Here is a 26,023-nt window from a genome sequence, read left to right as displayed (position 1 = left end):
ACTTCGTAAAATTCTAGTTTTCAAATAAAATTTTAACCTTAAATTTGCTAAAATTGCGCTTTTTATTTTCAAAGGATTTATCATAATAAAAGAAGTATATTTTATAATCGTCTCGGCTATAATTTTGTTTTTTGGATTTGCTACGATTGCGCCTGACTCAGCTCTTGTCGGCAGTGCTGGCAATGCAATTCGCTCGGTAAATTTAGGGCTTTTTGGTTATTTTTCATATATTTATCCGCTATTTTTACTAGGGCTTGTCTATATCGCGTATCGCTATTTCAGGGGATTTGATTTTAGATTTTTTGAATTTTGCATAGGCGTGATTTTGCTATTTTTCACCGTGCTTTTTGTGCAATCAAGCATTATTGGCGATAGTGGCGGAATCATCGGTAGCGTGGTTATAAATCAGCTAAGGCAGTTTGTGGGAAGCGTGGGGATTTGGATTTTTAATCTAACACTTTTTGTCCTTTCGCTGGTGTTGATTTTCGAGGATAAGCTTACAAACATAATCAAAAATTCTTTTATCAAAGAGCAAACTAGCGAGGCAAAAAGTGAAATTTCGCGCGAACAAACCCGCCAAAGAGCCACAAGGGCGCAAACCGAGCTAAAACCAAAACCGCTTAAAAAAGACAGAGCCGAATTTAGCGAAAAGCAAGAGAGCAAAATCGAAAAATTTCTAACCGAGCAAAGCGATGATTTGGAGGGTGAAAATTTAGATTTAAATTTAGAAAAAGAGCCAAATTTGCAAAATGAAATTTTAGAGCCAAATTCCAAAAAATCAAATTCCAAAAAACCATCTTCGCTAAAAAAAGTCGAGCATTTAAGCGAGGTTGCCGAAAACAAAAAACTTCTTGATGAGCTAGAAAAGGGTAAAATAGACAAACCGCAAAATTTCGCCCTTCCGCCACTTGATTTTTTGGAAAATCCGCCCAAAAAACAAAATATGGTCGATGATAGCGAAATAGATCAAAAAATCTTTGATTTGCTCGATAAACTTCGCAAATTTAAAATCGACGGCGATGTCATTTGCACATACTCAGGCCCCGTGGTTACGACATTTGAGTTTCGCCCAGCAGCGCACATTAAGGTTAGCAAAATCCTAACCCTCCAAGATGATTTGGCTATGGCACTGCGCGCGGAGACGATCCGTATCCAAGCCCCGATTCCTGGCAAAGATGTCGTAGGTATCGAAATTCCAAATAAAAAGGCCCAGACAATCTATTTGCGCGAAATTTTTGAAAGTGAGGTTTTTAAAACAGCTTCTAGTCCGCTTACAATGGCTCTTGGTAAGGATATCGTGGGTCAGCCTTTTGTCACAGATCTAAAAAAACTCCCGCATCTACTCATCGCAGGAGGAACAGGAAGCGGTAAAAGCGTCGGCGTAAATGCTCTTATTTTAAGCCTTTTGTATAGAAATTCGCCAAAAACCCTGCGCCTAATAATGGTCGATCCAAAAATGGTTGAATTTAGGCTTTATGAGGATATCCCACACCTACTAACGCCGATTATTACTGAGCCAAAAAAAGCTATAACCGCCCTTGGAAATGTCGTGGCTGAAATGGAGCATAGATATCGCATAATGGCTGATAATAGGGTCAAAAATATCGAAAGTTATAATGCCAAAATTTCAAAAGAAAATGGCGAAATTTTGCCTTATATTGTGGTTGTGATAGATGAATTTGCCGACCTTATTATGACAGGTGGAAAAGAGGTCGAAACCAACATAGTGCTTTTAGCTCAAAAGGCAAGAGCATGCGGAATCCACCTCATCATAGCAACTCAACGCCCAAGCAAAGAGATTGTAACGGGCCAAATCAAAACAAATATGCCAAGTCGTATTAGCTTTAAGGTTCGCTCATATACAGATAGTCGCATAATCCTCGATCAAATGGGATCTGAAAGCCTGATAGGGAAAGGTGATATGCTCTTTATGCCACCAAGTGGAAGCACTACGATTCGCCTGCATGCGCCATTTAGCACAGAAGATGAGATAAATGCCATAGCTGAGTATTTGCGTTCGCAAGAAAGCGTGGTTTATGATGAGAGATTTTTGGCCGAAAATGATAGTCAAAAAGAGGGCACAGGTATGATGGATCCGCAAAATATGGAGCTTGACGAGCTGTTTGAAGAGGCGAAAAACATCGTTCTAACCGAGGGTAAAACATCTGGTAGCTATCTGCAACGCCGTCTTAAAATCGGCTACAACCGCGCTGCTAGAATCATCGAGCAGTTAGAGCAAATGGGAATTTTAAGCGAAGTTAATACCAAAGGGTGAAGAGATATCATCAAATAAATTTGGCTAAATTTTGAAATTTAAATGGAGTAAAATTTGAGAACAGATCAGTGGCTGTTTTATTTCACGGTTGCATTAATCACCATAGGCATTGTATTTTCGCTATCCTTGACCTCATATACCACGCTTGCAAGCGATACTGAGCCGCTATATTTTTTCAAAAAACAATGGATATTTGGTATGTTTAGCATTTTCCTTATGTGGGGGCTTTCGCAGTTTAACCCAGATAAGGTTTTAACGCCGTTTTGCATGGTTTTGTGGGTGGTATCTGGGCTAGTGATGATCTCAATGGGCTTCATGCCTAAATCAATCGTATCAGAGGTAAATGGAGCGGCTAGGTGGATAAAAATCGCAGGCATTAGTATCGCTCCGGTGGAATTTTTCAAAGTTGGTTTTATATATTTTTTGGCGTGGAGCTTCTCGCGCAAGATGAACCACACCAAAAAAACGGTTTGGCAAGAGATTAAAATTTGGGTTCCGTATGTCTTTCTTTTCGCGATTTTTGGCATAGTTATCGCCATAGGACAAAAGGACCTTGGTCAAGTGGCTGTTTTGGCTGCGACGATGATATGTATGTCGTTTTTCGCAGGCACAAGTATGAGGCTAGTTGGCATAGTGGTGGGAATAATCGGCATTTTGGGTTATACCTTTATCGTCACTAGTCCGCACAGAATCGTGAGAATTCGCTCATGGTGGGCTGGCGTGCAAGACACTATCACTCCGTTTCTCTCCCCAGAAACAGCCGCTAAGGTTCGCGTAGATGATGCGAATATGCCTTACCAAGTCGGCCACTCGCTAAATGCCATAAACAATGGCGAGCTAATGGGGGCTGGGCTAGGGCAGGGAAGCTTTAAGCTGGGCTATCTTAGCGAGGTGCATACTGACTTCGTGCTAGCTGGCATTGCCGAGGAAATCGGATTTTTTGGAATTCTTGGCATTGTTTTGCTCTTTGCTGCGATGCTTGCTAGGGTCTTTCGCATAGCCTCAAAATCCGTAAATAGCGTATATTTTCTCTTTGGGCTTGGCATTGCTTTTATGCTATTTTTCTCATTTTGTCTAAATTCTTATGGAATTACTGGGTTAATACCTATGAAGGGTATCGCTGTGCCGTTTCTAAGCTATGGCGGAAGCCATGTCATAGCTGCTTCAATGGCGGTTGGATTTATACTTATGATTAGCAAACGCGCAAATTTAAGGAGCTAAAAATGATAGCAATCAGTGGTGGTGGCACAGGCGGGCATTTAAGTATCGCAAAAAGTTTGGGCACTGAGCTTAAAAATCGCGGAATAGGGGTGATTTTTATCGGTTCGACCAACGGCCAAGACAGAGCGTGGTTCGAAAATAGCGAAATTTTCGAGCGGGCGTATTTTTTGGAAAGCTCTGGCGTGGTAAATAAAAAAGGATTTAGTAAAATTTCATCGCTGATGAATATTTTAAAACTATCTTTGAAATGTCGTAAAATTTTCAAAGAAAACGGCGTAAAAGCCGTAATCAGCGTGGGCGGATACAGCTCGGCTCCGGCTTCGTTTGCGTCTTTGTTTTTTTTCAAGCCACTTTTTATCCACGAGCAAAACGCTATTTTAGGGCGTTTAAACGACCTTTTAGAGCCGTTTTGCAAGAAAATTTATAGCCCATATTCTAGGGAAAAATTCGAGCTTCCCACGGCTTGTGGTTGCGTGACGAAATTTACGCAGGATAATACCCAGTGCATAAGCGATAAATTCGACTATCCAGTAAGCGACATTTTTTTCGAAAAATCTAGAATTCGAAGTGAGATAAAAACGATAATTTTCTTAGGCGGTTCGCAAGGGGCGAGTTTTATAAATACTCTTGCTTCAAATTTAGCGCCAAAGCTCGTTAAAATGGGCTATGAGATTATTCATCAATGTGGCGAAAAAGAGTTTGAAAAATACAGCGAATTTTACAAAAACGCGAATTTAAATGTCGAGCTTGTGGGATTTAGCAAAAATTTGGTCGATTTGATCTCAAAGGCCGATTTGTGCGTAGGCAGAAGTGGGGCTAGCACTCTGTGGGAGCTCGTGGCAAACGGACTTCCTGCGATTTTCGTGCCGTTTCCGCACGCGGCAGGAGATCATCAATTCTACAATGCGAAATTTTTGCAAGATCTAAATTTATGCAAAATCGTGCGCCAAAATGAGGCTAGCGAGGATAAAATTTTGGATTTAATCCAAAATTTCGACGCTCCAAGTGCAAGTAGAGGGCTAGTAAATTTCAGCTCCAAAAACGGCGCAAAATCCATAATCGACGATATTCTAAGCCAAATTTAAAAACAAAATTTGGCTTAATATTGACAAAACTTAGCACTCGGTGCTATAATGTGCTAATTTTTAAACAAAATTCAATCCAAAGGACATTTTATGGCAAAGAAAAAATTCAAAACAGAGGTCAATGATTTATTAAATTTAATGATCCACTCGCTGTATTCAAACAAGGAAATTTTCCTTCGTGAGCTCGTATCTAACGCCTCAGACGCGCTTGATAAGCTAAATTATCTATGCCTTACCGATGAGGCTTACAAGGCTTTAAGCTACACGCCACGCATTGAAATTTCGCTCGATAGCAAGAATAAAATTTTAAAAATTTCAGATAATGGTATCGGTATGAACGAAGGCGAGTTAGAGACCAATCTAGGCACGATTGCGAGATCTGGCACAAAGGGATTTATGGCGAATTTGAGTGGCGATGCCGCCAAAGATAGCAACCTAATCGGGCAGTTTGGCGTGGGATTTTATTCGGCGTTTATGGTCGCAGATAGTATCGATGTCATCTCGCGCAAAGCCCTTGAAGACGAGGCTTTCATCTGGTCGTCAAACGCCAAGGACTACACGATTTCTGCCTGCGAAAAAGATAGCTTTGGCACCGATATAATATTGCATTTAAAAGACGATGAATTTGCGAATTTAGCGCGATTAGAGGGCATTATCAAAAAATACTCGAACCATATCCCATATCCGATTTTTGGGCAAAAAGAGGAGTATATCCCTGGCGAGGACGGCGCGCAGGGTCATAGCGAGACCAAGGTCGTGCAGCTAAACTCGGCTAGCGCGCTTTGGCAACTGCCAAAATCATCGCTAAAACAGAGCGATTATGACGACTTTTATAAACAAATCAGCCATGATAGCGCAGATCCGCTATTTCATATACATACCAAAGCAGAGGGTGTGCATGAATACACGACGCTATTTTATGTGCCATCAAACGAGCCGTTTGATTTATACCGCGTGGATTATCAAAGTGGCGTCAAACTCTATGTCAAGCGCGTATTTATCACAGATGACGCCAAAGAGCTTTTGCCTGTGTATTTGCGCTTCGTGCGTGGCGTGATAGATGTGGAGGATCTGCCACTAAATGTAAGCCGTGAAATTCTGCAAGAAAACCGCATTTTGGCCCATGTCAAGGAACAAAGCGTAAAGAAAATTTTAGGCGAATTAGCCAAAATGCTAAAAAATGATCGCGAAAAATATGAGAAATTTTACGCGCTTTTTGGCAAAGTGCTAAAAGAGGGTTTGTATGGATTCGGCCCTGATAAGGCTGAGATTAGCCACCTAGCGCTATTTAAGTCAAATTTGCGCGAGGGGCTAATCAGCCTAGATGAATACAAGGCGCGTATGAGCGAAAACGCGGAGCAAAAAGAGATTTATTTCATCACCGGCAAAGACGCGAAAATGCTGAAAAACTCGCCACTTTTGGAGGATTTTAACGCTAGGGGCGTGGAGGTTTTGCTCTGCGATGATGAGATTGATGCTGTGGTTATGCCGGGACTTTTCGAGTTTGACGGCACAGCAATCAAGAGCGTAACTAGCGTAAAAAGTGCTGAGCAAAACGAAGAGCAAAGCCCGTGGGCGCTGGAAGTGGCGGCGAAATTTAAAGAGTGCTTGGAGGGCCTTGTAAAAGATGTGAAAATCTCCACTCGTCTGACAAACTCGCTTTCTTGCCTTGTCTTTGACGAGAGCGATCCAGACTACGCCACACAGCAAATTTTGCGCCAAATGGGACAGACGAATTTGCCTGAGTTTAAGCCGATTTTGGAAATCAACGCAAAGCATGAGATTATCAAAAAGCTAGAAAATAATAAAACTATGATTGCTAGCGTGGCGCGTTTGGCTTTTGATTTGGCTAAACTCGGCGAGACCCAAAGCGTCGATGATCCGGGCGCTTTTATCGCCAATATCAACGAATTAGTCGCAAAAGCTCTGTAAAATTTGATTTTTGATTGAGCGTGGCGCGTGGCTTGGGATTTGATTGTGTTGTAAGCGTGGTGCTTGGCTTGGAATTTAGCCACGCTTTTTCGCTTGGGATTTTGATTGTGTTTTAATCCGTGGTGTTTTGGCTTGGAATTTAGCCATGATTTAAGCGTGGCTTTTGGCTGGGGGAATACTGCACGCGAGGTGGTAAAAATCCCGCGTGCAGGTGATTTGTGTAAAATTTGCTTTTTGATATTGTAAGGAGTTGTGAAACAGCGACGAAATTCTAGCGTAACAAAAATTCATTTTCTTTTTTGTTAAGTTTTGATAAAATCCGCAATTTTATGCTAAGGATAAAAAATGACCGAAGAAGATGTTAAATTAAAACTCATTACACCAAGCTTACAAAAATCAGGCTGGAATATTCAAAACCAAATAAATATGGAATTTCCTGTAAAGCAAAATTATCAATTCACAGACGGCGAAATGGCATTTATGGGTGATAAAGTTTCTAGAAAAACACCTAAATTTGCTGATTATTTATTGACTTATAAAAATATTCGTCTAGCCATAGTCGAAGCTAAAAAAGATGATAAATCCTATACAGACGGACTATCACAAGCCAAAGATTATGCAAAAATGCTAAATGTTCCATTTGCTTATGCTTCAAACGGTGACGCTTTTATGGAATATGATTTTTTTACTGGCAAAAATAAAACCCTTAAAATGAGCGAATTCCCAACCCCAGATGAACTTTTTATGCGTTATATAAATGCGAAAAATATAACCCCAGATCAAGAAAAACTTATAACTTATCCGTATTATTTAGAAAATCGCGAACCAAGATATTATCAACAAATTGCTATTGATAGCGTAATTCAGGCTATTGCAAAAGGACAAAAACGCCTTTTACTTGTTATGGCGACAGGCACAGGCAAGACCTTTACCGCTTTTGAGATTATTCATAGGCTTTATAAGAGTGGTAAATTTAAAAAAATTCTTTATCTAGCAGATAGAAATATCTTAGTAGATCAGAGTATCGACGGAGATTTTAAGCCACTTGGTAAAAATATCAACAAAATCCAAAAACATAAAATTAACGCTAGCGAATATGATATATTTTTTGGGCTTTACCAGCAACTTGCTGGAAACGATGACGAGGACTTTTTTACTACATATTATAAAGATATTCCGCGAGATTTTTTCGATTTTATTATCATTGATGAGTGTCATAGAGGTAGCGCAAACGAAGTTTCGGCATGGCGTAAAATTTTAGATTATTTTAGCTTGGCTACTCAGCTTGGCTTAACAGCTACTCCAAAACACGATGATAGCGGGTCAAATTTAGAATATTTTGGAAATCCTATTTACGAATACTCGCTTAAACAAGGAATTCAAGATGGCTTTTTAGCACCTTTTAAAGTCATTAGATATATTTCCAATATCGATGACGGCATAGAGATACAGGGCGAAACTATCGATAAAATCGGGCAAGAAGTTCCAGAGGGTATATATTATCAATCTGATTTTGGTAAAAAAATTTTAATCGATGAGCGAACTAACACCATTGCAAAGGCGATTACAAATTTTTTGAAATACACGATAAAAGATAGATTTGCAAGAACGATAGTTTTTTGCGAAACCACAGAAGAGGCAAATTTGGTAAAATTTGCATTAGAAAATGAAAATTTAGATTTAAAAGACAAAAATTATGTCGTGCGTATCACTGGTGATGATATGGACGGTAAGAGATATTTGAGTGATTTTATCAGCTCAAAAAAGAAATTTCCAGTCATAGCCACAACTTCGCAGCTTTTAAGCACAGGCGTAGATACTAAACTAGCCAAAGTTATCGTGCTAAACAAAATCATAAATTCAATGACAGATTTCAAACAAATCATAGGGCGTGGCACAAGACTAGATGAGAAACGAAACAAAAAATATTTTACAGTTATCGATTTTAAAGGTTCTAGTGAAAAATTTAAAGACCCAGAATTCGACGGCGCAATCGAAATAATCGAAGTTCCGCCTGTCGTAGAAATCGATGAGCCTGCGCCTAGCGAGATAAATGGTGGCAGCTCAGAGCCAACCCCACAGCCTCCTACGACATTTCCACCTCAGCCAACTCCCGAGCCAGACCCTGAGCCAAAGAGTGTAAAAAGGTATTATGTTAATGGAGTTGAGGTTACGATAGATACGCAAATTAACCAAATTTATTTAAATGGTGAAGTAATTACTGACAATTTTATAGATTATTCTAAAAAAAATATCAAGGATAGTATGGAATTTGCAAATTTAGAGGAATTTCTCAAAATTTGGAATTCTAGTAAGAAAAAGCTTGAATTACTTGGTGAATTTGAAAACAAAGGAATTTTAATCGAAGAATTGCGAAGTTATTCTCAATACGAAAATATGGACGAATTTGACATTTTGCTTTCACTTGCTTTTGGCAAAATTCCGCTTTCTCGCTCACAAAGAGCCAAAAAAGCAAACAAAATTTTAGAAAATTATCAAGGTGAAGCGAGAGAAATTTTGCAAATTTTGCTTGAAAGATACGAGCAAAATGGCATAAATGAGTTAGAAAGTATGGAGGTTTTTAGCAAAGAGCCATTTGACGACCCAAGCTTTAAAAAGCTAAAAACCGCTTTTGGCGACATTGCTTCATATAGAATTGCTATTGATAGCATAAAATCAGCACTTTACGCAGAATAAGGATTTGATTTGTTAAATATAAAAACATTACAAGACATTATGCGCACAGACGCAGGAGTAGATGGTGACGCTCAAAGAATTGGTCAGATTATTTGGATTTTATTTTTAAAAGTCTATGATTTTTACGAAAAGCGTTGGCGTGATAGCGCTGAATTCGAGGGCGAAATTTATACTTCTATCATACCAGATGAGCTTTCATGGGATACTTGGGCTAATCAATACGACGCCAATGGCAATGTTAGAAAAGATATCAAAACAGGTGATGAGTTGATAGAATTCGTAAATAATAAACTTTTCCCTACGCTTAAAAATTTATACATTACTAACGATATGCCGTTAAATAAAAAAATCGTCAAAAAAGCTTTTGAAGATCGCATTAATTTTATGAAAGACGGTATCCAGCTTCGCAAGCTAATAAACGCAATCAATAGCATTACCCTTGATGAAAATTCCGATAGAGCTCTGCTTTCTAGCACTTACGAAACATTTTTAAAAGATTTGCAAAGCGCAGGAAATGCAGGCGAGTATTACACTCCGCGAGCTGTAACGGATTTTATTATGGAAATTTTACGCCCGAAAATCGGCGATACAATCGCAGACCTCGCTTGTGGCACGGGCGGGTTTTTGACCTCAGCTTTTAATTATTTGAACAAATTAACCAAAAATACACGAGATAGTGAGATTTTAAAAGAAAGCTTTTACGGCGTTGAGAAAAAGCCACTTCCTTATATTTTATGTGTAACAAATTTTTTAATCAAAGGCATCGAAAATCCCAATTTAGACCACGCAAACTCATTTGACACCCATTTTGATGATATTAAGCCTAGCTTTGACATTATCGCTATGAACCCACCTTATGGCGGAAGCGAAAACGACACCATAAAATCAAATTTTCCAAGCGAATTTAGAAGTAGCGAAACCGCTGATTTATTTATGGCAATCATCACCGAGAGCTTGAAGATTAATGGCAAAGCCGCCGTAGTCTTGCCTGATGGATTTTTATTTGGCGATGATAGTGCCAAAATCAATCTCAAAAAACGCCTACTTGACGAATTTAATCTACATCTAATCGTCCGTCTCCCAAAAAGCGTTTTTGCCCCATACACTTCCATTACGACAAATATTTTGTTTTTTGAGCGTAACGGCACAGGCACTGATGAGACTTGGTTTTATCGCCTTGATATGCCGCCTACCTACAAGGCATTTTCTAAGACCAAACCTATGAAATTAGAGCATTTTGATGAATTTTTCGCTTGGGATACAAACCGCACTGCCTTTGATGATGAAAACGGCAACCCAAAAGCCGCCAAATTTAGTAAAGCCCAGCTCGTAGATAAAAACTACAACCTTGATTTATGCGGATTTATCGAAGCCAAAGACGAAATTTTACCGCCGTTTGAGTTGATTGAAAAATTCACTCACGAACAAAACGAACTAAAATCCCAAATGTCCGCCACACTCGAAGCTATCGAGGCGATCCTTAAAAGCAACAAGGCGCAATAATGACTAATCCTGCGAATTTGAAAAAATCAATTTTAGACTACGCTATTCGTGGCGAACTCTCAGCGAAATTTCGCACTGAATTTACAAATTTATCAGCTTACGATGAAATCGCTGAATTTAACGCCAAAATTTCAACTCTAAAATCACAGCGTGAAAAACTGCTTTCAAATTTAGAAAAACTTCTAAAAACAAAACCAAAAAATAGCGATAAAATCAAACATATCATCGCTAAACTAAAAACCAAAATCAAATCATATCGCACTATCACGCCACTAAATACTGACGGGGATTTCAACCCACCTTTTGAAATTCCAAATTCTTGGGCATGGGTGAAGTTAGGGGATTATGTCAAAAAAGTAACCGATTTTGTTGCAAGTGGAAGTTTTGCTACATTGCGAGAAAATGTAAAGTATTATCAAAGTCCTAATTATGCAGTATTAGTAAGGACAACTGACTTTAAAACAAATTTCCAAAAAGATTTGATATATACAGATAAACACGGATATGAATTTTTATCAAACTCTAATCTATTTGGCGGAGAACTTATTTTCCCAAATATAGGTGCATCTATCGGTAAGGTTTTTATAGTGCCTAAATTACAGGAAAAAATGACATTAGCACCAAATTCTGTAATGGTTAGATTTTTTGATGAAAATAGCAAATATTGGTTTTATTATCTTTTTTCATCATCTTTTGGTATTTCTGCGTTGCAAGGCATTTCATCATCTACGGCACAAGGAAAATTTAATAAAACTGATTTCAAAAATCTTATTGTCCCCCTACCACCCCTTGCGGAGCAACAATTTATTGCAGGTCAATTGGAGCAAGCATTAAAAGAGTGTGAGAGTTACGAAGCAAAAGCCCTAAATTTGGCAAATTTGCAAACCAAATTTAAAATACAAATTCCAAAATCCATACTTGATTACGCTATTCGTGGCGAACTCTCAGCGAAATTTCGCCTTTCGTGTCATTGCGAGGAGCGAACAGGCGGAGCAATCTCGTCCCTTTCGTCATTGCGAGAGAGCGAAGCGAACGAAGCAATCCAGAAAAATTCCAAAATCTCTAAATTTAAAGATAAAGGCAATTCTCTGGATTGCTTCGATTTTTCTGCGAAAAATCTCGCAATGACAAACAAAACAGCCTTTGATGAAATCGCTGAATTTAACGCTAAAATTTCAACTCTAAAATCACAGCGTGAAAAACTGCTTTCAAATTTAGAAAAACTTCTAAAAACAAAACCAAAAAATAGCGATAAAATCAAACATATCATCGCTAAACTAAAAACCAAAATCAAATCATATCGCACTATCACGCCACTAAATACTGACGGGGATTTCAACCCACCTTTTGAAATTCCAAATTCTTGGGCATGGGTGAAGTTAGGGGAGATTGCAACAATAAATGGCGGATATGCTTTTAAAAGCACAAATTACACTACAAATGGTGTGAGAGTTATACGCATTTCAGACTTTAATGAAAATGGGTTTATTGATACAAACATTGTTCGTCTTCCATATTTACCAGAATATGAACCTTTTATACTTGGAGAAAAAAATATTCTCTTATGTATGACAGGTGGAACAGTAGGAAAAAGTTTTTTTGTTAAAAAACTTGAAGAAAAAATGATTGTAAATCAGCGTGTAGCAACTATAAAAGTGCGAAACGCATTACCTGAATATATCAATTACAATGTAATTGCTCCGATAATTCAAAAAATTATTCAAGAAAGTAAAAATTCTACAAATGATAATATTTCTATGGAAACGATAAATCTTTTTCCAATCCCCCTGCCGCCGAAAGCAGAGCAGAAATTTATAGCCGATGAATTAGAAAAACTTCTAAATTTATGCAAGAATTTATAATTCGTTTTTTGTCATTGCGAGCGAACGCAGTGAGCGTGGCAATCTATGAATTAAAAATTCAAGGTCAGTATTTTTGCAAATTTACACTTCGGAATTTTAAACTCGTAGATTGCTTCGTCGCTTCGCTTCTCGCAATGACAGCAAATGCAATGCTGGAATTTTAAATTCTCGCAATGACAGCATCGCGCGCACTACTAACGCGCCACCGCGAGAATTTCACGCCAAATTTCACGCTCTTATCGCAGGCTCTCAGCCTTGCGAGAGTTTCGTTGCGATAAAGTAGTTAAGCTGTGAATACGAAATATTCCCTAGCTCTGGCTTTAATTCTTTTAGTTTGGCACGGATATCCGTGAGCTGGTCGCCGCTAGCTAGCATTTTGCGAATTTCATCTTTGTATGGGCTTAGCAACTCTTCGCTTGTCGGACCAGCGAATTTCGCCTTTATTTCGGCTAGGTATTTTTCGCCAAATTCGCTTTTGATAAAGTTGCTAATCTGCGAATATGTAAGCTCGCTAAGCTCAGGGTATGCCTCTGCCAAATCGCCACCGATTGCGTAATAGCTATCGCCCTTTTCGAGTTTGGCTTGGATTTCGTCCTTGTATTTGGCGAGCCTTTCCCTAGTCGATGGTGCGGAAAATTGATTTAGCCTTGTCTCTGATATGAAATGGCTGACCTGAGAGTAAGCCACCTCCACGCCTCGCTCTTGCAAAATTTTTGTGATTTGAAGCGGGGTTTTTTCCTTTTTGAGTAGCTCTATGATTTCCATAGTGTGGCCGGCTAAAACCTGCTGTTTAGGGGTATAGACCTCATCTATTTCTGCCCTTGCTAGGCCCAAGAGCGAAGCCATTGTTTGCACGCTATTATGGAGCGATTCCCATTTTTCGCTATCTAAAAGACTATAATTTTTAGCAATTCCTAAGAGTTTTAGAGCTTTTCTGTAACTTTCTCTGCCTCTGATGTTTTCTAAAAATTCAGCGTCTTTGACCATTTGCTCGACTTTTATAACATCTACTGCCATAGGTTGCTCCTTGTGAAAATTTGGCGTTATAATATAATATTAATTCTTAAAAGTCAATAAAAATAGCGAATTTATAAGTGGATTTTAAGAAAATTTGTAAGTTTATAAATTTACTTTTACCAAATTTTAAGGTTGATAATGTGCATTTTGTAAGTAATTTTCTTAAACAATAAATCTGGCGAAATTTGCGCTAAATTTCACTCTTGCACGCAGATTTCGCCGTTAATTAGCCCTTTTATAGTGTGGTATCCTACAATCGCTATCAAAACGCACAAAAGCGCGAACATACCAAGCCCGAGCCTTGCAAACCACACTTCCGCGCTTAAAAAATACGCCTTCATAAAGGCAATGCACCCAGCCGCTGTCGGGAAAGTGAAAGCCCACCATGATAGGAAAAATTTAAGCCCGAAAAAGCTTTTTGCCATGAAAAATATCAAAAGCGTGAAAAATAGCACCAAATTTATCAAAATTTTAGCGAGCATATCAAACTCGCCGCCGATGTTGATATAGCCCAGAAACGCCACAGACGGTGGCGCAATCATTATAAAAAGCGTTGGGACGAATTTTTGTGCGAGCTGGTCGTGAAAAATAATGCGGTAAAAAACAATGCTAAAAAGCACAATCCAAAAGAAAATCCCAATGCTAAAAAAATACCACAGATATTCGCCCTTTTCGCTCGCGGCGATTACTACGATGAGATTGCCTACGATTGGGATAAACCACGCTGGATTAGAGTGGGTGATGAGCATGTTTTTTTGTATCCAAAACGAAATGATATAAAGCGTCAAAAACGCATGAAATATCATCGCTACGCCGTAAAATGCGCTATGAAGCGCGCTAATATCGTTAAACGCAATGGCTAGTAAAAGCAGGCTAATCGAAAATGTGGCAAAAAAACTTAGCTTGATTGGGTGGGTAAATTCTGCCTGCACAGCGCGCGGAAATTTGATAATTTTTGCCGTGTAAAACGCCGAAATCAGCGCAAAAACGCCAAGTGCGAAAAATCGCAAAATTTCAAATATAAAATGTGGCGCACCATACGCCTCGCTAATGGCGCGATAAGCGATACTAAGCCCGCCAAGCCCCATTGTTACGGCAAAAAACATAATCGGGAAATTTGAGAGTTTGGAGATATTTTCGTTTTTTAGATTCATTTTAGCCTCGATGAATTTCAAATTTTTTTTAAAAACGGCGCGAATTTTAGCAAAATTTGGTGCCATAAATTCTTACAATTATAAATTAAAACTGAAATTTATAAAATTTTAAGTTTTATTAAGCGCGAAAAAAGTAAAATAATCGATTTTTAACAAATTCGAGGCAGATTAAGGCGGACAAAAATGGAAAATTTTATCAAAATTGTAACCGACATAAACTCATTTATCTGGGGGCCATACTTTCTCATAGCCCTTCTTTGCGGGACTGGCGTGTATTTTACAATCAGATTAAAATTCGTTCAAATTTTGAAATTCAAACTTGCTGGAAATAGACTTTTGGGCGATTTTTCGCTCCATGGCAAAAAGGCTGGCAAACACGGTATGAGCTCGTTTCAGGCGATTTCGACTGCGATTGCGGCGCAGGTTGGCACGGGCAATCTAGTCGGAGCTTCGACCGCGCTTATTATGGGCGGACCTGGGGCGATTTTTTGGATGTGGTTGGCTGCGTTTTTTGGTATGGCGACAAATTTCGCTGAAATCTGTCTGGCTCAAATTTATCGCTCAAAGGATAAAAGTGGTCATATTATCGGCGGTCCTGCGTTTTATATTTCGCGCGGTATTGGCGGGAATTTTGGCAAAATTTTGGCTGTGGTTTTTGCCATAGCGATAATCTTAGCACTTGGTTGTATGGGAAATATGGTGCAAGCAAACGCCATTTCAGACGGATTTAGCAAGGCTTTTAATATCGATAAAGTCTATATCGGCGAAATTTTGGCTGTGGTTTGCGCGATAATCTTCATCGGTGGCGTGCGTGCGATCGCGCGCGTAGCCGAAAAGGTCGTCCCGCTTATGGCGATTTTATACATTTTGGTGGGATTTAGCATAATCTGCGCTAATATCTCCGAGCTTCCTGGCGCTATTTCGCTGATTTTCAAGGCTGCCTTTGATCCAAGTGCTGCATGGGGCGGTGCGACGGGAGCGAGTATCGCTATGGCTATGAGATATGGCGTGGCTAGGGGATTATTTAGCAACGAAGCTGGTATGGGCTCTACCCCTCACGCTCACGCTGCTGCTAATGTCGCTCACCCAGTCGATCAAGCAATGCTAGGCATTATGAGCGTTTTTATAGATACATTTATCGTGCTAAATATCACGGTTTTTGTGATACTGACCTCGGGCGTGGTGGAGTTTGGGGCTGATGGCAAGGCTGTATTTAGCGGGATTGCGCTCGTGCAAGAGGCGTTTTCGTCGAATTTTTTGGGCAGGGAGCTTGGATATAGCTTCGTGGCAATTTGTCTTTTGTTTTTCGCATTTACCACGATTATGGGCTGGTATTATTTCGCTGAGATAAATATCCGTTATCTGCTTGGACCAAAAGGGGTAAAATTTTTACAGCTTTTGGTTATTGGCTTTGTTTTTATGGGCTCACTGCTTAAAATCGACCTTGTTTGGGAGCTAGCCGATCTTTTCAACGGCCTTATGGTGATTCCAAACCTGATTGCGATTTTGCTTTTAAGTGGCATTGTGGTGCGCTTACTGCGGGATTTTGACGCGGGCAAGGCATACAACGCCAGCGATTACATTAAAGGCTAAATTTCAGCGTTAAATAATTAAATTTAGGTAAAATCGCAAGTTATTTTACGATTAGGAATTTTTATGTTTTTACATACTTTTCACCAAAAAAGTATTAAAGAAAAATTAGATTATTTAGCGGATTTGGGGCAAATCGACAAGGCTACATACGATAAAATTTTAAAATTTTACGCCCTTGATAGCGAGGGGCAAATTTCAGCCCTAATCAAAATGCAAAGCGCAACTAATAAAGTTTTATGGAGCGTTAAAAAAATAGATTCTTACAGGATCGAACCAGACGGGGCAATGCGCTATAATGGCGAATTTGTCGATGTCAGGCGCGCTGTTTTAAGTAGCGCGGATATGAGGGCAAAAGATTTTTACGAAAACTCACAAAACAAAGTCGCAACCCACGAGCAAAGTAGCAATAAATTTTGGAAAAAATTTGTTATTTGGTCGGTGGTGTGGGCTTTGGTTTTAATTTTTCTTGTATATTTAATCTCAAATTAAAGGATAAAAAATGTGTAAAGATTGCGGATGTTCTATCGCAGGACACACTCACAGCCACACGCACTCTGACGGCGTTACGCACACACACGAGCATAATCACGCTCACGCTCACTCTCATGGAGAGGCGCATGAGCACGAGCACGGCGAAATTCACACTCACGGCGACCACGCACACCCTGTGCTAAATGATAAAAAAACCGTCGAAGTAATCACAAAAATTCTATCTGCAAACGATGCCGAAGCAGCGCATATCAGAGAGCATTTCGACGAAGACGGGATTTTATGCGTAAATTTGATGAGTAGCCCAGGAAGTGGCAAAACAACGCTACTAGAAGCTACTATCAAAAGTGGCAAATTTAAAATCGGCGTAATCGAGGGCGATTTAGAAACCAATCGCGACGCCGATCGCGTATTGCAAGCAGGCGCGCGCGCTCATCAAATCACCACAGGCCAAGCATGTCATTTAGATGCATTTATGGTGCATGAAGGGCTTCATCATCTCGATACCACTGGGCTTGATTTAGTTTTCATAGAAAATGTCGGAAATCTCGTCTGCCCTGCAAGCTACGATGTCGGCGCACACGCAAATGTCGTGCTTCTAAGCGTAACCGAAGGAAGCGACAAGGTCGCAAAATACCCTGTAATGTTTCGCGCGGCGGATTTGGTCGTAGTAACCAAACACTCGCTAATCGAGCATTTTGATTTTAGCGTCGAAGAGGTGGTCAAAGAGGTGCGAAAATTAAATCCAAAAGCCGCTGTAATTGCCCTAGATAGTAAAACTGGCGAGGGCGTGGATAAGTGGCTGAAATTTTTGGAATTTAAAAAGGAATTTAGATAATGTGCCTTTCAATTCCGTCAAAAGTGATTTCAATAGATGAAAATAATTTCGCGACCGTCGAAACGCTCGGCGTTAGGCGTGGCGTGAGCTTGGATCTCATTTCTGAGCCAGTTAGCGTTGGGGATTTCGTGCTTATTCATGTGGGCTTTGCGATGGAAAAAATCGACACAGCCGTTGCCTTAGAGAGCTTGAAAATTTACGAACAAATCGCCGAAGAGATGAATAGTGGCGAAATTTCGGCAGACGAGGGCGATATGGGGCTAGCGAATTTAAAATAAATTTTAAAATTCGAAAAAAAATAAGGCGAAGTATTTTTAGATGATTTTTTGTGTTTTAGAGCGGTTGCGAGCGAGGCGCACTGGGCTGTGCGTCGCAGTGAAGCAAGCGCGAATAATCGCAAAAAAGCGCTAAAAAGACAAGCCGTGCAAAGGAAAAAAAATGCGTAGAAAAGACAGAGAACTTTCAAACGAGGAAGCTTACAAAATCATTGATGATTGCGAATATGCCATAATTTCGTGCGTGAGAGATAATGGCGAGATTTTTTCGATTCCGCTTTCGATTGCTAGGGAAAATGATAGTATCTTTATCCACGGCGCGCCCGAGGGGAGCAAGGCGGAGCTTTTTACGCAGGGCAGGGAAGTAAGTATTGTTTGTGTTAGCTACAATCAAGTCCCAGTCCTAAGCGATGCCGAATTTGAGGCGATTAAAGACAATACAAGCATGCTTGGCAAAAAAGCATTTACGACCGAATACACATCTGCAATAGCAAAAGCCAAAGCTTACGAAGTAAAAGATGAAAAAATAATGTATTTGGCAATAAAACTTCTTTGTCAAAAGTATTGCAAAGAGTATATGAGTGCTTTCGAAAAGGCAATAGACGGACAGTTTCGCCGTATGAAGATTTATGAGTTTAAAATCCAAAGCGTGAGTGCAAAAGCCAAAAAAATCAAATAAGGCGCGCGGTGGAAGCAGAAACACTAATCCAAGAAATCTGGCACAGGTATCGCGCAAAACCTGAGTATTTGTGGAAAAGTGCGCCGGGCTTTTGCGTTTTTCGCCACGAAAAAAACAAAAAATGGTTTGCCGTGCTAATGAAGAGCGTGAGCGTAAAAACTCTGGGCGTCGAACCCGGCGCGTTTGCGGGCGAGAAAACGCTTGATATTTTAAATTTGAAAATCGAGCCGAATTTGGGCGAAATTTTGCGCGACGGCAAGAGTGTCATAGAGGCGTATCACATGAACAAAAAGCATTGGATTAGCGTAGTGTTTGGCATTTGCGACGAGGCGACGACATACGATTTAATCGAAGAAAGTTATAAACTTACAAAGAAGTAAAAATGGATTTGATAAAAGATTTTAGAGATAAAAAGCTGATTTTAGGGCTATCAGAAGCGATAAAGCAAAAAAGCACAAAGCCCATAAATATCATGGAAATTTGCGGCGGTCATACGCACAGCATTATGAAATTTGGTCTGCCAAATTTGGTTGGCGAAAATATAAACTTCGTGCATGGTCCCGGCTGTCCTGTGTGCGTAATGCCACGAGCTCGCATTGACGAAGCAATCGCTCTTGCGTCGCTTGACGGCGTGATTTTTTGCACTTTGGCTGATATGCTACGCGTGCCTGGAAGCACCACGAGCCTGCAAAAACTGCGTGCGGACGGAGCCGACATACGCGCACTTTATAGCCCACTCGATGCCATAAAAATCGCCCTAGAAAACCCAGATAAAAATGTCATTTTCTTTGCGATAGGCTTTGAGACGACCACGCCGATGAGTGCGGTTTTGGTGGATAAAGTGATAAATTTGGGGCTAAAAAATCTATTTTTTCACATAAATCATGTAACCGTCCCAGCCCCTGTGGAAGCCATTTTGCAAGACAAAGAAGCCAAAATCGACGCGTTTTTAGGACCTAGCCATGTCAGCGTCATCACAGGAAGCAAAATTTACGAAAATATCGCCGTCAAATACAAAAAACCAATCGCCGTGAGCGGTTTTGAACCGCTTGACATTATGGCGGGTGTGCTAAATTTGGTAACTCAGTTTGAAGCTGATACGCACGAAGTCTATAACGAATACGACCGCGTGGTTAAGGCTGACGGCAACAAAACTGCGTTAAATTTGATAGATAAATATTTTGAAATTTGTGATTTTTCGTGGCGTGGGCTTGGCGAAATCCCAAAAAGCGGTATGAAGCTAAAAGCCAAATTCGCCGAATTTGACGCGAGAGTGAAATTTGCTGAAATTTTGCAAAATTTGCAGAGCAAGGGCGAAAATAGGGCGTGTATTTGTGGCGAGATACTGCGTGGTAAGGCAAAACCTTATGATTGCAAGGTTTTTGGCAAGGTCTGCACCCCGCAAAACCCGATAGGCTCGTGCATGGTAAGTAGCGAGGGTGCATGTGCTGCGTATTTCAAATACGCACGAAATTCATAAAATTTTGCGTAAAATTTTACAAAATAAGGATAAAATTTGAAAAAAACGATTTTGCTTAGCCACGGTGGTGGTGGCGAAGAGATGAATAAACTCATCAATGATACGATTTTTAGGGCGTTTGATAATGAAATTTTGCGTGAGTGCAACGACAGCGCGATTTTGTCAAATCCCAGTGGTGAGTTAGCTTTTACGACTGATTCGTATGTCGTTACGCCGATATTTTTTAGCGGTGGCGACATCGGTAAAATCGCAGTTTGTGGCACGATAAACGATCTTTGTATGGTCGGCGCTAAACCGCTTTTTATCAGTGTTGGTTTCATCATCGAAGAAGGGCTGGAATTTGCCGAATTTGAGCGAATTTTGGGCAGTATCGCCGATACTGCCAAGCAGTGTGGTGTCAAAATCGTCTGTGGCGATACTAAGGTCGTCCCGCACGGCAAATGCGACAAGATTTTCATAAACACAAGCGGAATAGGGCAAATCCTAGCACCAAACATCAAGGCGAAAAATATCAAAATCGGCGATAAAATCTTGCTTAGTGGCGATGTGGGCAGACACGGGGCTGTGATACTAGCTGCCAGAGATGAGCTTTCGCTTGAAAGTGAGCTTAAAAGCGACTGCAAACCGCTAAACGGCGTAGTAGGGGAGCTACTAGCAAGTGGCGTGAAAATAAGTGCCATGCGAGACGCTACGCGTGGGGGTTTGAGCGCAGTTTTGAACGAATTTGCCGAAATTTCTGGCAATGAAATTTTGGTTTTCGAAGAAAAAATAGCCGTGAGCGATGAAGTCGTGGGCGTGTGTGAGTTGCTAGGTTTTGAGCCTTACGAACTGGCAAACGAAGGCACTTTTGTCGCAGTCGTTGCTAGTGGCGACGAAGAAAAAGCTTTGGAGGTGTTGCGTAAATTTGATAAAAATGCGCAAATCATCGGCGAAGTAACAGGCACAGCAAAATCGCAAAATAGGGTGATAATCCAAAATGCGTATGGCTCAGGGCGATTTTTGGAGCTTCCAAAGGGCGAGCTTTTGCCTAGAATTTGCTGAAATTTAAAATTCAGTATCAAGCGATACTGACCGAACAGCAAAAACAAAAGGATAAATTTGGAAAACGAAAATTTAGAAAATAGACCAAATGTTAAAAAATCAAATTTGCGAGATTATGATGAAAATCCGATTGCTATAAGAGATTTTATAAAAGAAATTTCGTTTTATATGTTTTTCCCTGCCATTTTTGATTTAATTTTAACAAAGATACTTTTTGATAAGGGAGTTATTACATTTATGACCACAAATACAATTTATGACAAATTTAATAACAATGTTAATTTTATTTTTTCGATTATTTTAGCGATAATAGTAGCGTTTTGGTTTAAAAAACGCATAGGCACGAACGACGATGAATTTAAATTTTTTAACTCTAAAATCGCCCTAACTAGTATTGTATCCATAGAAACAAATTCATTGAAAGCTTCAAATTTTATTATTGACAAAAGAACGATGCTACTTCCTATTTTTATAGTGGCAATGTTTTTTTCTTTATTTATGGGCGCGATGAATATGGCGAATATTTTTGGTGGAATAATTATATTGTTTTATTGCCCGTTTATGATACTTTCTGTTGTCAGAAACGGGTCGCTTAGCAGTCTGTTTTCATTTGGTTTTTTACTCATAAAAACCAAGCACGGCGAAAAAGTCATACCTATAATCACAAAAAAAGATAAAGATGATTTGAGAAAATATTTTTTAGAAGTTGCAGGTATTGATATTGAGAAAAAAATCAATTATTTGATGATAAAAACATTTTAATAAAATGGAGATAATATGCACGAAATGTCGATAGTGCAAAGCCTAGTGGAGCTTTGCGAGAAAAATTTAAATGCAAACGGTGGCGGAGAAATCAAAGAAATCGTAGTCAAAGTAGGCAGGCTTAGTGGCGTGGAGGCGCATTATTTGCAGAGTTGCTACGATGTGTTTAGGCAGGGCACGGTCTGCGAAAATGCCGAGCTGAAAATCCATATCCAAGATGTCGTTATAGAGTGCGAAAAGTGCGGATATAACGGCGTTTTGGAGCAAAACAACTTCATCTGCCCAAAATGCGAGAGCAGAAATTTGCGAGTAACCGACGGCGAAGATCTGTATCTAATGCAACTTGTGATTGAGTAGGTGCGCTATGGATTTAAACGAATTTGAGAATTGTAAAATTTATATTGACGGCGAATATGGTGATTTTTGGATTATCGAAAAGATGATGCGTTTTATTTTAAGAAGCTTTGAATTTTGAGCGAAGTTAAATTCTGCGCCGAATTTAGAAAATTCACGCAAATTTAAAATTTGTCAAATTTCGGCACAGTATTCCAAACTATGCCAAAAACCCAAACCCATGCTAAAAATCCCATTACTCTTCGTTATCATCATCGCTAGAATTATGTATAAACCCGCTAAAATCCAGCTTCTCAGCCATTTTTAAAATTTCTTTAAATTCCAAAAATCTGCCGTTATAATCATAGCAAACATTAATCGCGCGCCCTTTTAGTGGCGGGGTTTTGTCATGCACATGGCCGTATAAATGCACCGAGCCATAATGCGCGCCGTTCCACTCCAAAATCGGGTAGTGAAATAGCACGAAGCCCTTTTTTACGCCTGGGGCTTTGAAATATTTATAATCGCAAATTTCGTCGAAATAGCCCTGCAAATCGGCGTTTGCGATGATTTGTTTGTCGTGATTGCCCAAAATCAGCCTATGCGACCCGTTTAGCCGCTCTAAAATCCGCGCTGTTTTGGCGCTGTCTTTGTGAAATGAGAGATCGCCTAGATTATAGACGATGTCATCATCGCTCACAGTGTCGTTCCACAGGGCGATTAGATACTCGTCCATTTGGGCCACGCTATTAAAATTTCGGTATTTTGGGCTGTATTTCATAATGTTTTCGTGTCCGAAATGCAAATCGCTGATAAAATAAATTTTACTCATTTTAAACCCTTAAATTCGGTGAAATTTTAAATTTTGTGTGGAAGTGAAATTTTAAAATTTAAGCGCGTATTGTAGCGTAAATTTTGAAAAATAGGCAAATTTTAGGCGATTTCTCGCCTAAAATTTACGGAATTTAGGCTAAATTTTTAGCTTTTAGCACTTCGACTACTTGCTCGGCGATCGCTAACTCTTCGTTTGTAGGGATAATTAGAGTTTTGATTTTTGCTTCGCTCGTGCTTAGATCGCGGTTGATTTTCCTGCGGATATTGTTTTCGGCCTTGTCGATTGCGATACCAAAATGCGCTAGCTTCTCGCAAACTCTCTCGCGCAAGATATTTGCGTTCTCGCCGATACCGCCGGTAAAGACGATAGCGTCGATTTTGCCAAGCACTGCGTAGTATGCGCCTACGAGTTTGACGATTTGATAGACTAGCATATCATAGGCGAGTTTTGCCTTTTCGTCGCCTGCTTCCATCATTTCCTCGACTTTGCGCAAATCGCTAGTGCCACAAACGCCCAAAAGTCCGCTTTTTTTGTTCATTATCGCGTCCATTTCTTGTGCGCCATGACCTGCCACGCGCTCCATATACGCGATAATCGCAGGATCTATCGAACCACACCTAGTGCCCATCATAAGGCCTTCGAGTGGAGTCATACCCATTGAAGTATCGACACATTTGCCATTTTTGATAGCGGTGATACTAGAACCGTTTCCAAGGTGAAGCGTAATGCAGTTAAATTTATCATAATCCACGCCTAAAAATTCAGCCGCTGTGCGCGATACATACCAGTGAGAAGTGCCGTGTGCGCCGTATCTGCGGACTTTGTTTTTCTCGTAGAATTCATACGGAAGCGCATACATATATGCTTCTTTCGGCATGCTTTGGTGAAATGTAGTGTCAAAAACAGCCACATTTGGGGTTTTTGACGCGCTCATACATGATTTGATTCCAGCAACTGCTGCTGGGTTATGAAGAGGGGCAAGCGGGCAAAGCTCTTCGATTTTAGCTAGCACATCGCTATCTACGAAGGCTGCTTTGTCGAAATAATCAGCGCCTTGGACGATTCTGTGTCCGATACCCTCGATATCGTTGATGTCTTTTAGCGTGCCACTTTCTTTTAGCAAGCGATACATTATCTCAATGCCCTCTTCGTGCGATTTAATCGGCTCTTTGACCTCTTTTTCAAATTCGCCTGCCTCGATTTTGGCTTTTGAATGCTCTGAGCCGATTTCCTCGATAACACCGCTTGCAAGGCAAGTTTTAGTGTCCATATCTTGGAATTTAAATTTGATTGAACTGCTACCTGAGTTTATGACTAAAATTTCCATTAATTTACTCCTGCTTGAATTGCGCTAATAAGCACTGTATTTACGATATCCTCGACCTTGCAACCCCTGCTTAAATCATTAACTGGCTTTTTAAGACCTTGCAAGATTGGGCCGATTGCCACTGCGCCAGATGTGCGTTGGACTGCCTTGTAGCCGATATTTCCTGCATTTAAATCAGGGAAAACAAAGACATTTGCCTTGCCAGCTACTGCTGAGCCTGGGGCCTTTTTGCTTGCGGTTGTAGGGTCGAACGCTGCGTCGAATTGCAATGGTCCATCGACTGCTAAATCAGGGGCTAGCTCGCCAACTAGCTTGGTGGCTTCTTCTACGATTTCTACGCTTGGTCCTGTTCCACTTCCTTTTGTTGAATAGCTTAGCATTGCCACTCGTGGTTCGAGTCCAAATGCGCGCGCAGTATTTGCCGAGCTAATCGCGATACTTGCAAGGGCGTTTGCATCAGGGTTTGGCACGACGGCGCAGTCTGCGAAAATCACGATTTGGCTATCTAGGCACATGATAAATGAGCCGCTAACTGTGCTAACGCCCGGCATTGTTTTGATTGTTTGCAGTGCTGGGCGAATAGTCTCGGCTGTGGTCGTGCTAGCGCCACTAACCATAGCGTCGGCCTTGCCACTATACACTAGCATAGTGCCGAAAAATGTGCGATCTCGCACTAGTTTTTGCGCTTTTTCTAATTCCATACCTTTGGCTTTACGAAGCTCGTAAAGGGTGTTTGCAAACTCATCAGAGAATTCGTTGTTTGCTGGGTTTATGATTTTGACGCCGTCTAAATTTAGCCCTAAATTTCCAGCTTTTGCCTTGATTTCTGCCTTATCACCAAGCAAGACTAAATTTACCGCGCCACTTTTTAGTAAAATTTCACTAGCACGCAAAATTCTCTCATCATCGGCCTCGGGTAGGACGACTGATTTTTTGTTTGCAGCTGCTTTGGCATAAAGTGTGCTTTCAAATCTCACTGGGGTTAGAATTTCGCATTTCGCGCCTTTTAGCGCCTCGCCTAGGCAATCAGCGCAGACATCTTTTGTGGTGAAGCGCAAAACTTGTGCGCCACATTTTTTGGCGAAATTCTCGGCGATTTTCGCCTTGCTCTCGCTCGTATATAGCCCCACCACAGGTAGAGCCAAATCTTTGCTAAGGCCGAAATTTAGCACCTCATCGAAGCCTTTTGCGCCATAGACGATTACGCATTTTGCGTTTTTTGAGACTGCGTCAAATTTGGCTATTGCCATTTTTGAGATTTGTGCAATCTCGCCTTTTTCTAAAAGCGATATGATTTCGCTCTCGCTCGCCACATCTGGGACGATATTTAGCGCCACAGCGCCGTCAAATTTGGCTGTGATATCGCGCACATCGTCGCCTAAAACAAAAAATGCGTTCATAAGCAATCCTTATAAAAAAATTAAAAAAACACTTGCATTTTATCATATTAAAGCCCAGATTTGTTTTAAATTTGGCAAATTTGGGTGAAATAAAATTTCATTTTGTTTTTTGCAAATTTTGGGTGCGGTAATACTTGCTCTGCAATGACAGATTTTATAAATTTGCAAAATTTAAACCACATTTTGATACAATCTCGCACGCTAAATTTTAAAATTCAAGGCAAA

At 40.2% G+C, this 26,023-nt stretch carries 22 protein-coding genes; 17 read left to right on the top strand and 5 right to left on the bottom strand.

Annotated features, from left to right (window positions below; translation table 11 throughout):
* Window positions 1-121 precede the first annotated feature (121 nt).
* The 7 genes from OFN67_RS02080 (at window position 122) to OFN67_RS02050 (ending at window position 12,575) form a co-directional block, all read left to right on the top strand.
* Window positions 122-2,275, top strand: coding sequence for an FtsK/SpoIIIE family DNA translocase (locus OFN67_RS02080; protein ID WP_270868177.1), 2,154 nt, complete (start codon window positions 122-124; stop codon window positions 2,273-2,275).
* 54 nt (window positions 2,276-2,329) lie between these two features.
* Window positions 2,330-3,496 (top strand): FtsW/RodA/SpoVE family cell cycle protein, encoded by a 1,167-nt coding sequence (locus tag OFN67_RS02075; protein ID WP_270867990.1) that lies wholly within the window; start codon window positions 2,330-2,332, stop codon window positions 3,494-3,496.
* Window positions 3,497-3,498: 2 nt separating this feature from the next.
* Window positions 3,499-4,581: an undecaprenyldiphospho-muramoylpentapeptide beta-N-acetylglucosaminyltransferase gene (murG, locus tag OFN67_RS02070; protein WP_270867989.1), complete on the top strand. Its 1,083-nt coding sequence runs from the start codon at window positions 3,499-3,501 to the stop codon at window positions 4,579-4,581.
* A 90-nt stretch (window positions 4,582-4,671) separates the two neighbouring features.
* Window positions 4,672-6,513 carry a molecular chaperone HtpG gene (gene htpG / locus OFN67_RS02065; protein ID WP_270867988.1) on the top strand — a complete coding sequence of 614 codons (1,842 nt, stop codon included), beginning with the start codon at window positions 4,672-4,674 and terminating at the stop codon, window positions 6,511-6,513.
* Between the two features lie 345 nt (window positions 6,514-6,858).
* Window positions 6,859-9,210: an EcoAI/FtnUII family type I restriction enzme subunit R gene (gene hsdR / locus OFN67_RS02060; RefSeq protein ID WP_270867987.1), complete on the top strand. Its 2,352-nt coding sequence runs from the start codon at window positions 6,859-6,861 to the stop codon at window positions 9,208-9,210.
* Window positions 9,211-9,219: 9 nt separating this feature from the next.
* Window positions 9,220-10,713: a class I SAM-dependent DNA methyltransferase gene (locus tag OFN67_RS02055; protein ID WP_270867986.1), complete on the top strand. Its 1,494-nt coding sequence runs from the start codon at window positions 9,220-9,222 to the stop codon at window positions 10,711-10,713.
* A complete protein-coding gene (locus OFN67_RS02050; RefSeq protein WP_270867985.1) occupies window positions 10,713-12,575 on the top strand; it encodes a restriction endonuclease subunit S in 1,863 nt (620 codons plus the stop codon). The genes OFN67_RS02055 and OFN67_RS02050 overlap by 1 nt, the downstream gene beginning before the upstream one ends.
* Before the next feature lie 249 nt (window positions 12,576-12,824).
* Here the strand turns inward: OFN67_RS02050 and OFN67_RS02045 are convergent, their stop codons facing one another.
* Together OFN67_RS02045 and OFN67_RS02040 are read right to left on the bottom strand one after the other, a co-directional pair.
* The gene (locus OFN67_RS02045) at window positions 12,825-13,592 is read right to left on the bottom strand and encodes a hypothetical protein (RefSeq protein WP_270867984.1); all 768 of its coding nucleotides are present in this window, start codon (window positions 13,590-13,592) and stop codon (window positions 12,825-12,827) included.
* Window positions 13,593-13,789: 197 nt separating this feature from the next.
* The gene (locus tag OFN67_RS02040) at window positions 13,790-14,812 is read right to left on the bottom strand and encodes an SLAC1 anion channel family protein (protein ID WP_270873941.1); all 1,023 of its coding nucleotides are present in this window, start codon (window positions 14,810-14,812) and stop codon (window positions 13,790-13,792) included.
* A 117-nt stretch (window positions 14,813-14,929) separates the two neighbouring features.
* On the opposite strand from OFN67_RS02040, the gene OFN67_RS02035 reads away from it, so the two are divergent.
* The 10 genes from OFN67_RS02035 to hypA all read left to right on the top strand — a co-directional run bounded on the left by OFN67_RS02035 (window position 14,930) and on the right by hypA (window position 22,260).
* On the top strand, window positions 14,930-16,339 hold the full coding sequence (locus OFN67_RS02035) for an alanine/glycine:cation symporter family protein (protein WP_270873940.1): 1,410 nt from the start codon (window positions 14,930-14,932) through the stop codon (window positions 16,337-16,339).
* 63 nt (window positions 16,340-16,402) lie between these two features.
* Window positions 16,403-16,828 carry a hypothetical protein gene (locus OFN67_RS02030; RefSeq protein WP_270864967.1) on the top strand — a complete coding sequence of 142 codons (426 nt, stop codon included), beginning with the start codon at window positions 16,403-16,405 and terminating at the stop codon, window positions 16,826-16,828.
* A 10-nt stretch (window positions 16,829-16,838) separates the two neighbouring features.
* Window positions 16,839-17,666, top strand: coding sequence for a hydrogenase nickel incorporation protein HypB (hypB, locus tag OFN67_RS02025; protein ID WP_270864968.1), 828 nt, complete (start codon window positions 16,839-16,841; stop codon window positions 17,664-17,666).
* Window positions 17,666-17,944: a HypC/HybG/HupF family hydrogenase formation chaperone gene (locus OFN67_RS02020; protein WP_270858784.1), complete on the top strand. Its 279-nt coding sequence runs from the start codon at window positions 17,666-17,668 to the stop codon at window positions 17,942-17,944. Before hypB ends, OFN67_RS02020 begins: the two co-directional genes overlap by 1 nt.
* Window positions 17,945-18,104: 160 nt before the next feature.
* Complete coding sequence (locus OFN67_RS02015; RefSeq protein WP_270867981.1) at window positions 18,105-18,620, top strand: pyridoxamine 5'-phosphate oxidase family protein; 516 nt, start codon at window positions 18,105-18,107, stop codon at window positions 18,618-18,620.
* 8 nt (window positions 18,621-18,628) lie between these two features.
* On the top strand, window positions 18,629-19,000 hold the full coding sequence (locus tag OFN67_RS02010; RefSeq protein ID WP_270873939.1) for an MmcQ/YjbR family DNA-binding protein: 372 nt from the start codon (window positions 18,629-18,631) through the stop codon (window positions 18,998-19,000).
* 2 nt (window positions 19,001-19,002) lie between these two features.
* Entirely contained in the window at window positions 19,003-20,100 is a 1,098-nt protein-coding gene (gene hypD, locus OFN67_RS02005; RefSeq protein ID WP_270873938.1) for a hydrogenase formation protein HypD, read from the top strand.
* 36 nt (window positions 20,101-20,136) lie between these two features.
* Complete coding sequence (hypE, locus tag OFN67_RS02000) at window positions 20,137-21,141, top strand: hydrogenase expression/formation protein HypE (RefSeq protein WP_443101018.1); 1,005 nt, start codon at window positions 20,137-20,139, stop codon at window positions 21,139-21,141.
* A gap of 57 nt (window positions 21,142-21,198) precedes the next feature.
* Window positions 21,199-21,903 carry a hypothetical protein gene (locus OFN67_RS01995; RefSeq protein WP_270864976.1) on the top strand — a complete coding sequence of 235 codons (705 nt, stop codon included), beginning with the start codon at window positions 21,199-21,201 and terminating at the stop codon, window positions 21,901-21,903.
* Window positions 21,904-21,918: 15 nt separating this feature from the next.
* Entirely contained in the window at window positions 21,919-22,260 is a 342-nt protein-coding gene (hypA, locus tag OFN67_RS01990) for a hydrogenase maturation nickel metallochaperone HypA (protein WP_270864977.1), read from the top strand.
* Between the two features lie 232 nt (window positions 22,261-22,492).
* Here the strand turns inward: hypA and OFN67_RS01985 are convergent, their stop codons facing one another.
* The 3 genes from OFN67_RS01985 to pta all read right to left on the bottom strand — a co-directional run bounded on the left by OFN67_RS01985 (window position 22,493) and on the right by pta (window position 25,798).
* Entirely contained in the window at window positions 22,493-23,068 is a 576-nt protein-coding gene (locus tag OFN67_RS01985) for a metallophosphoesterase (protein ID WP_270864978.1), read from the bottom strand.
* A gap of 133 nt (window positions 23,069-23,201) precedes the next feature.
* Window positions 23,202-24,398 carry an acetate kinase gene (locus OFN67_RS01980; protein ID WP_270862465.1) on the bottom strand — a complete coding sequence of 399 codons (1,197 nt, stop codon included), beginning with the start codon at window positions 24,396-24,398 and terminating at the stop codon, window positions 23,202-23,204.
* On the bottom strand, window positions 24,398-25,798 hold the full coding sequence (pta, locus tag OFN67_RS01975) for a phosphate acetyltransferase (RefSeq protein ID WP_270867978.1): 1,401 nt from the start codon (window positions 25,796-25,798) through the stop codon (window positions 24,398-24,400). The genes OFN67_RS01980 and pta overlap by 1 nt, the downstream gene beginning before the upstream one ends.
* Window positions 25,799-26,023: the final 225 nt, after the last annotated feature.

The sequence above is a fragment of the Campylobacter sp. JMF_11 EL3 genome, assembly GCF_027736965.1.
GTDB lineage: Bacteria > Campylobacterota > Campylobacteria > Campylobacterales > Campylobacteraceae > Campylobacter_B.
This window is presented reverse-complemented; position numbering and strand designations above follow the sequence as displayed.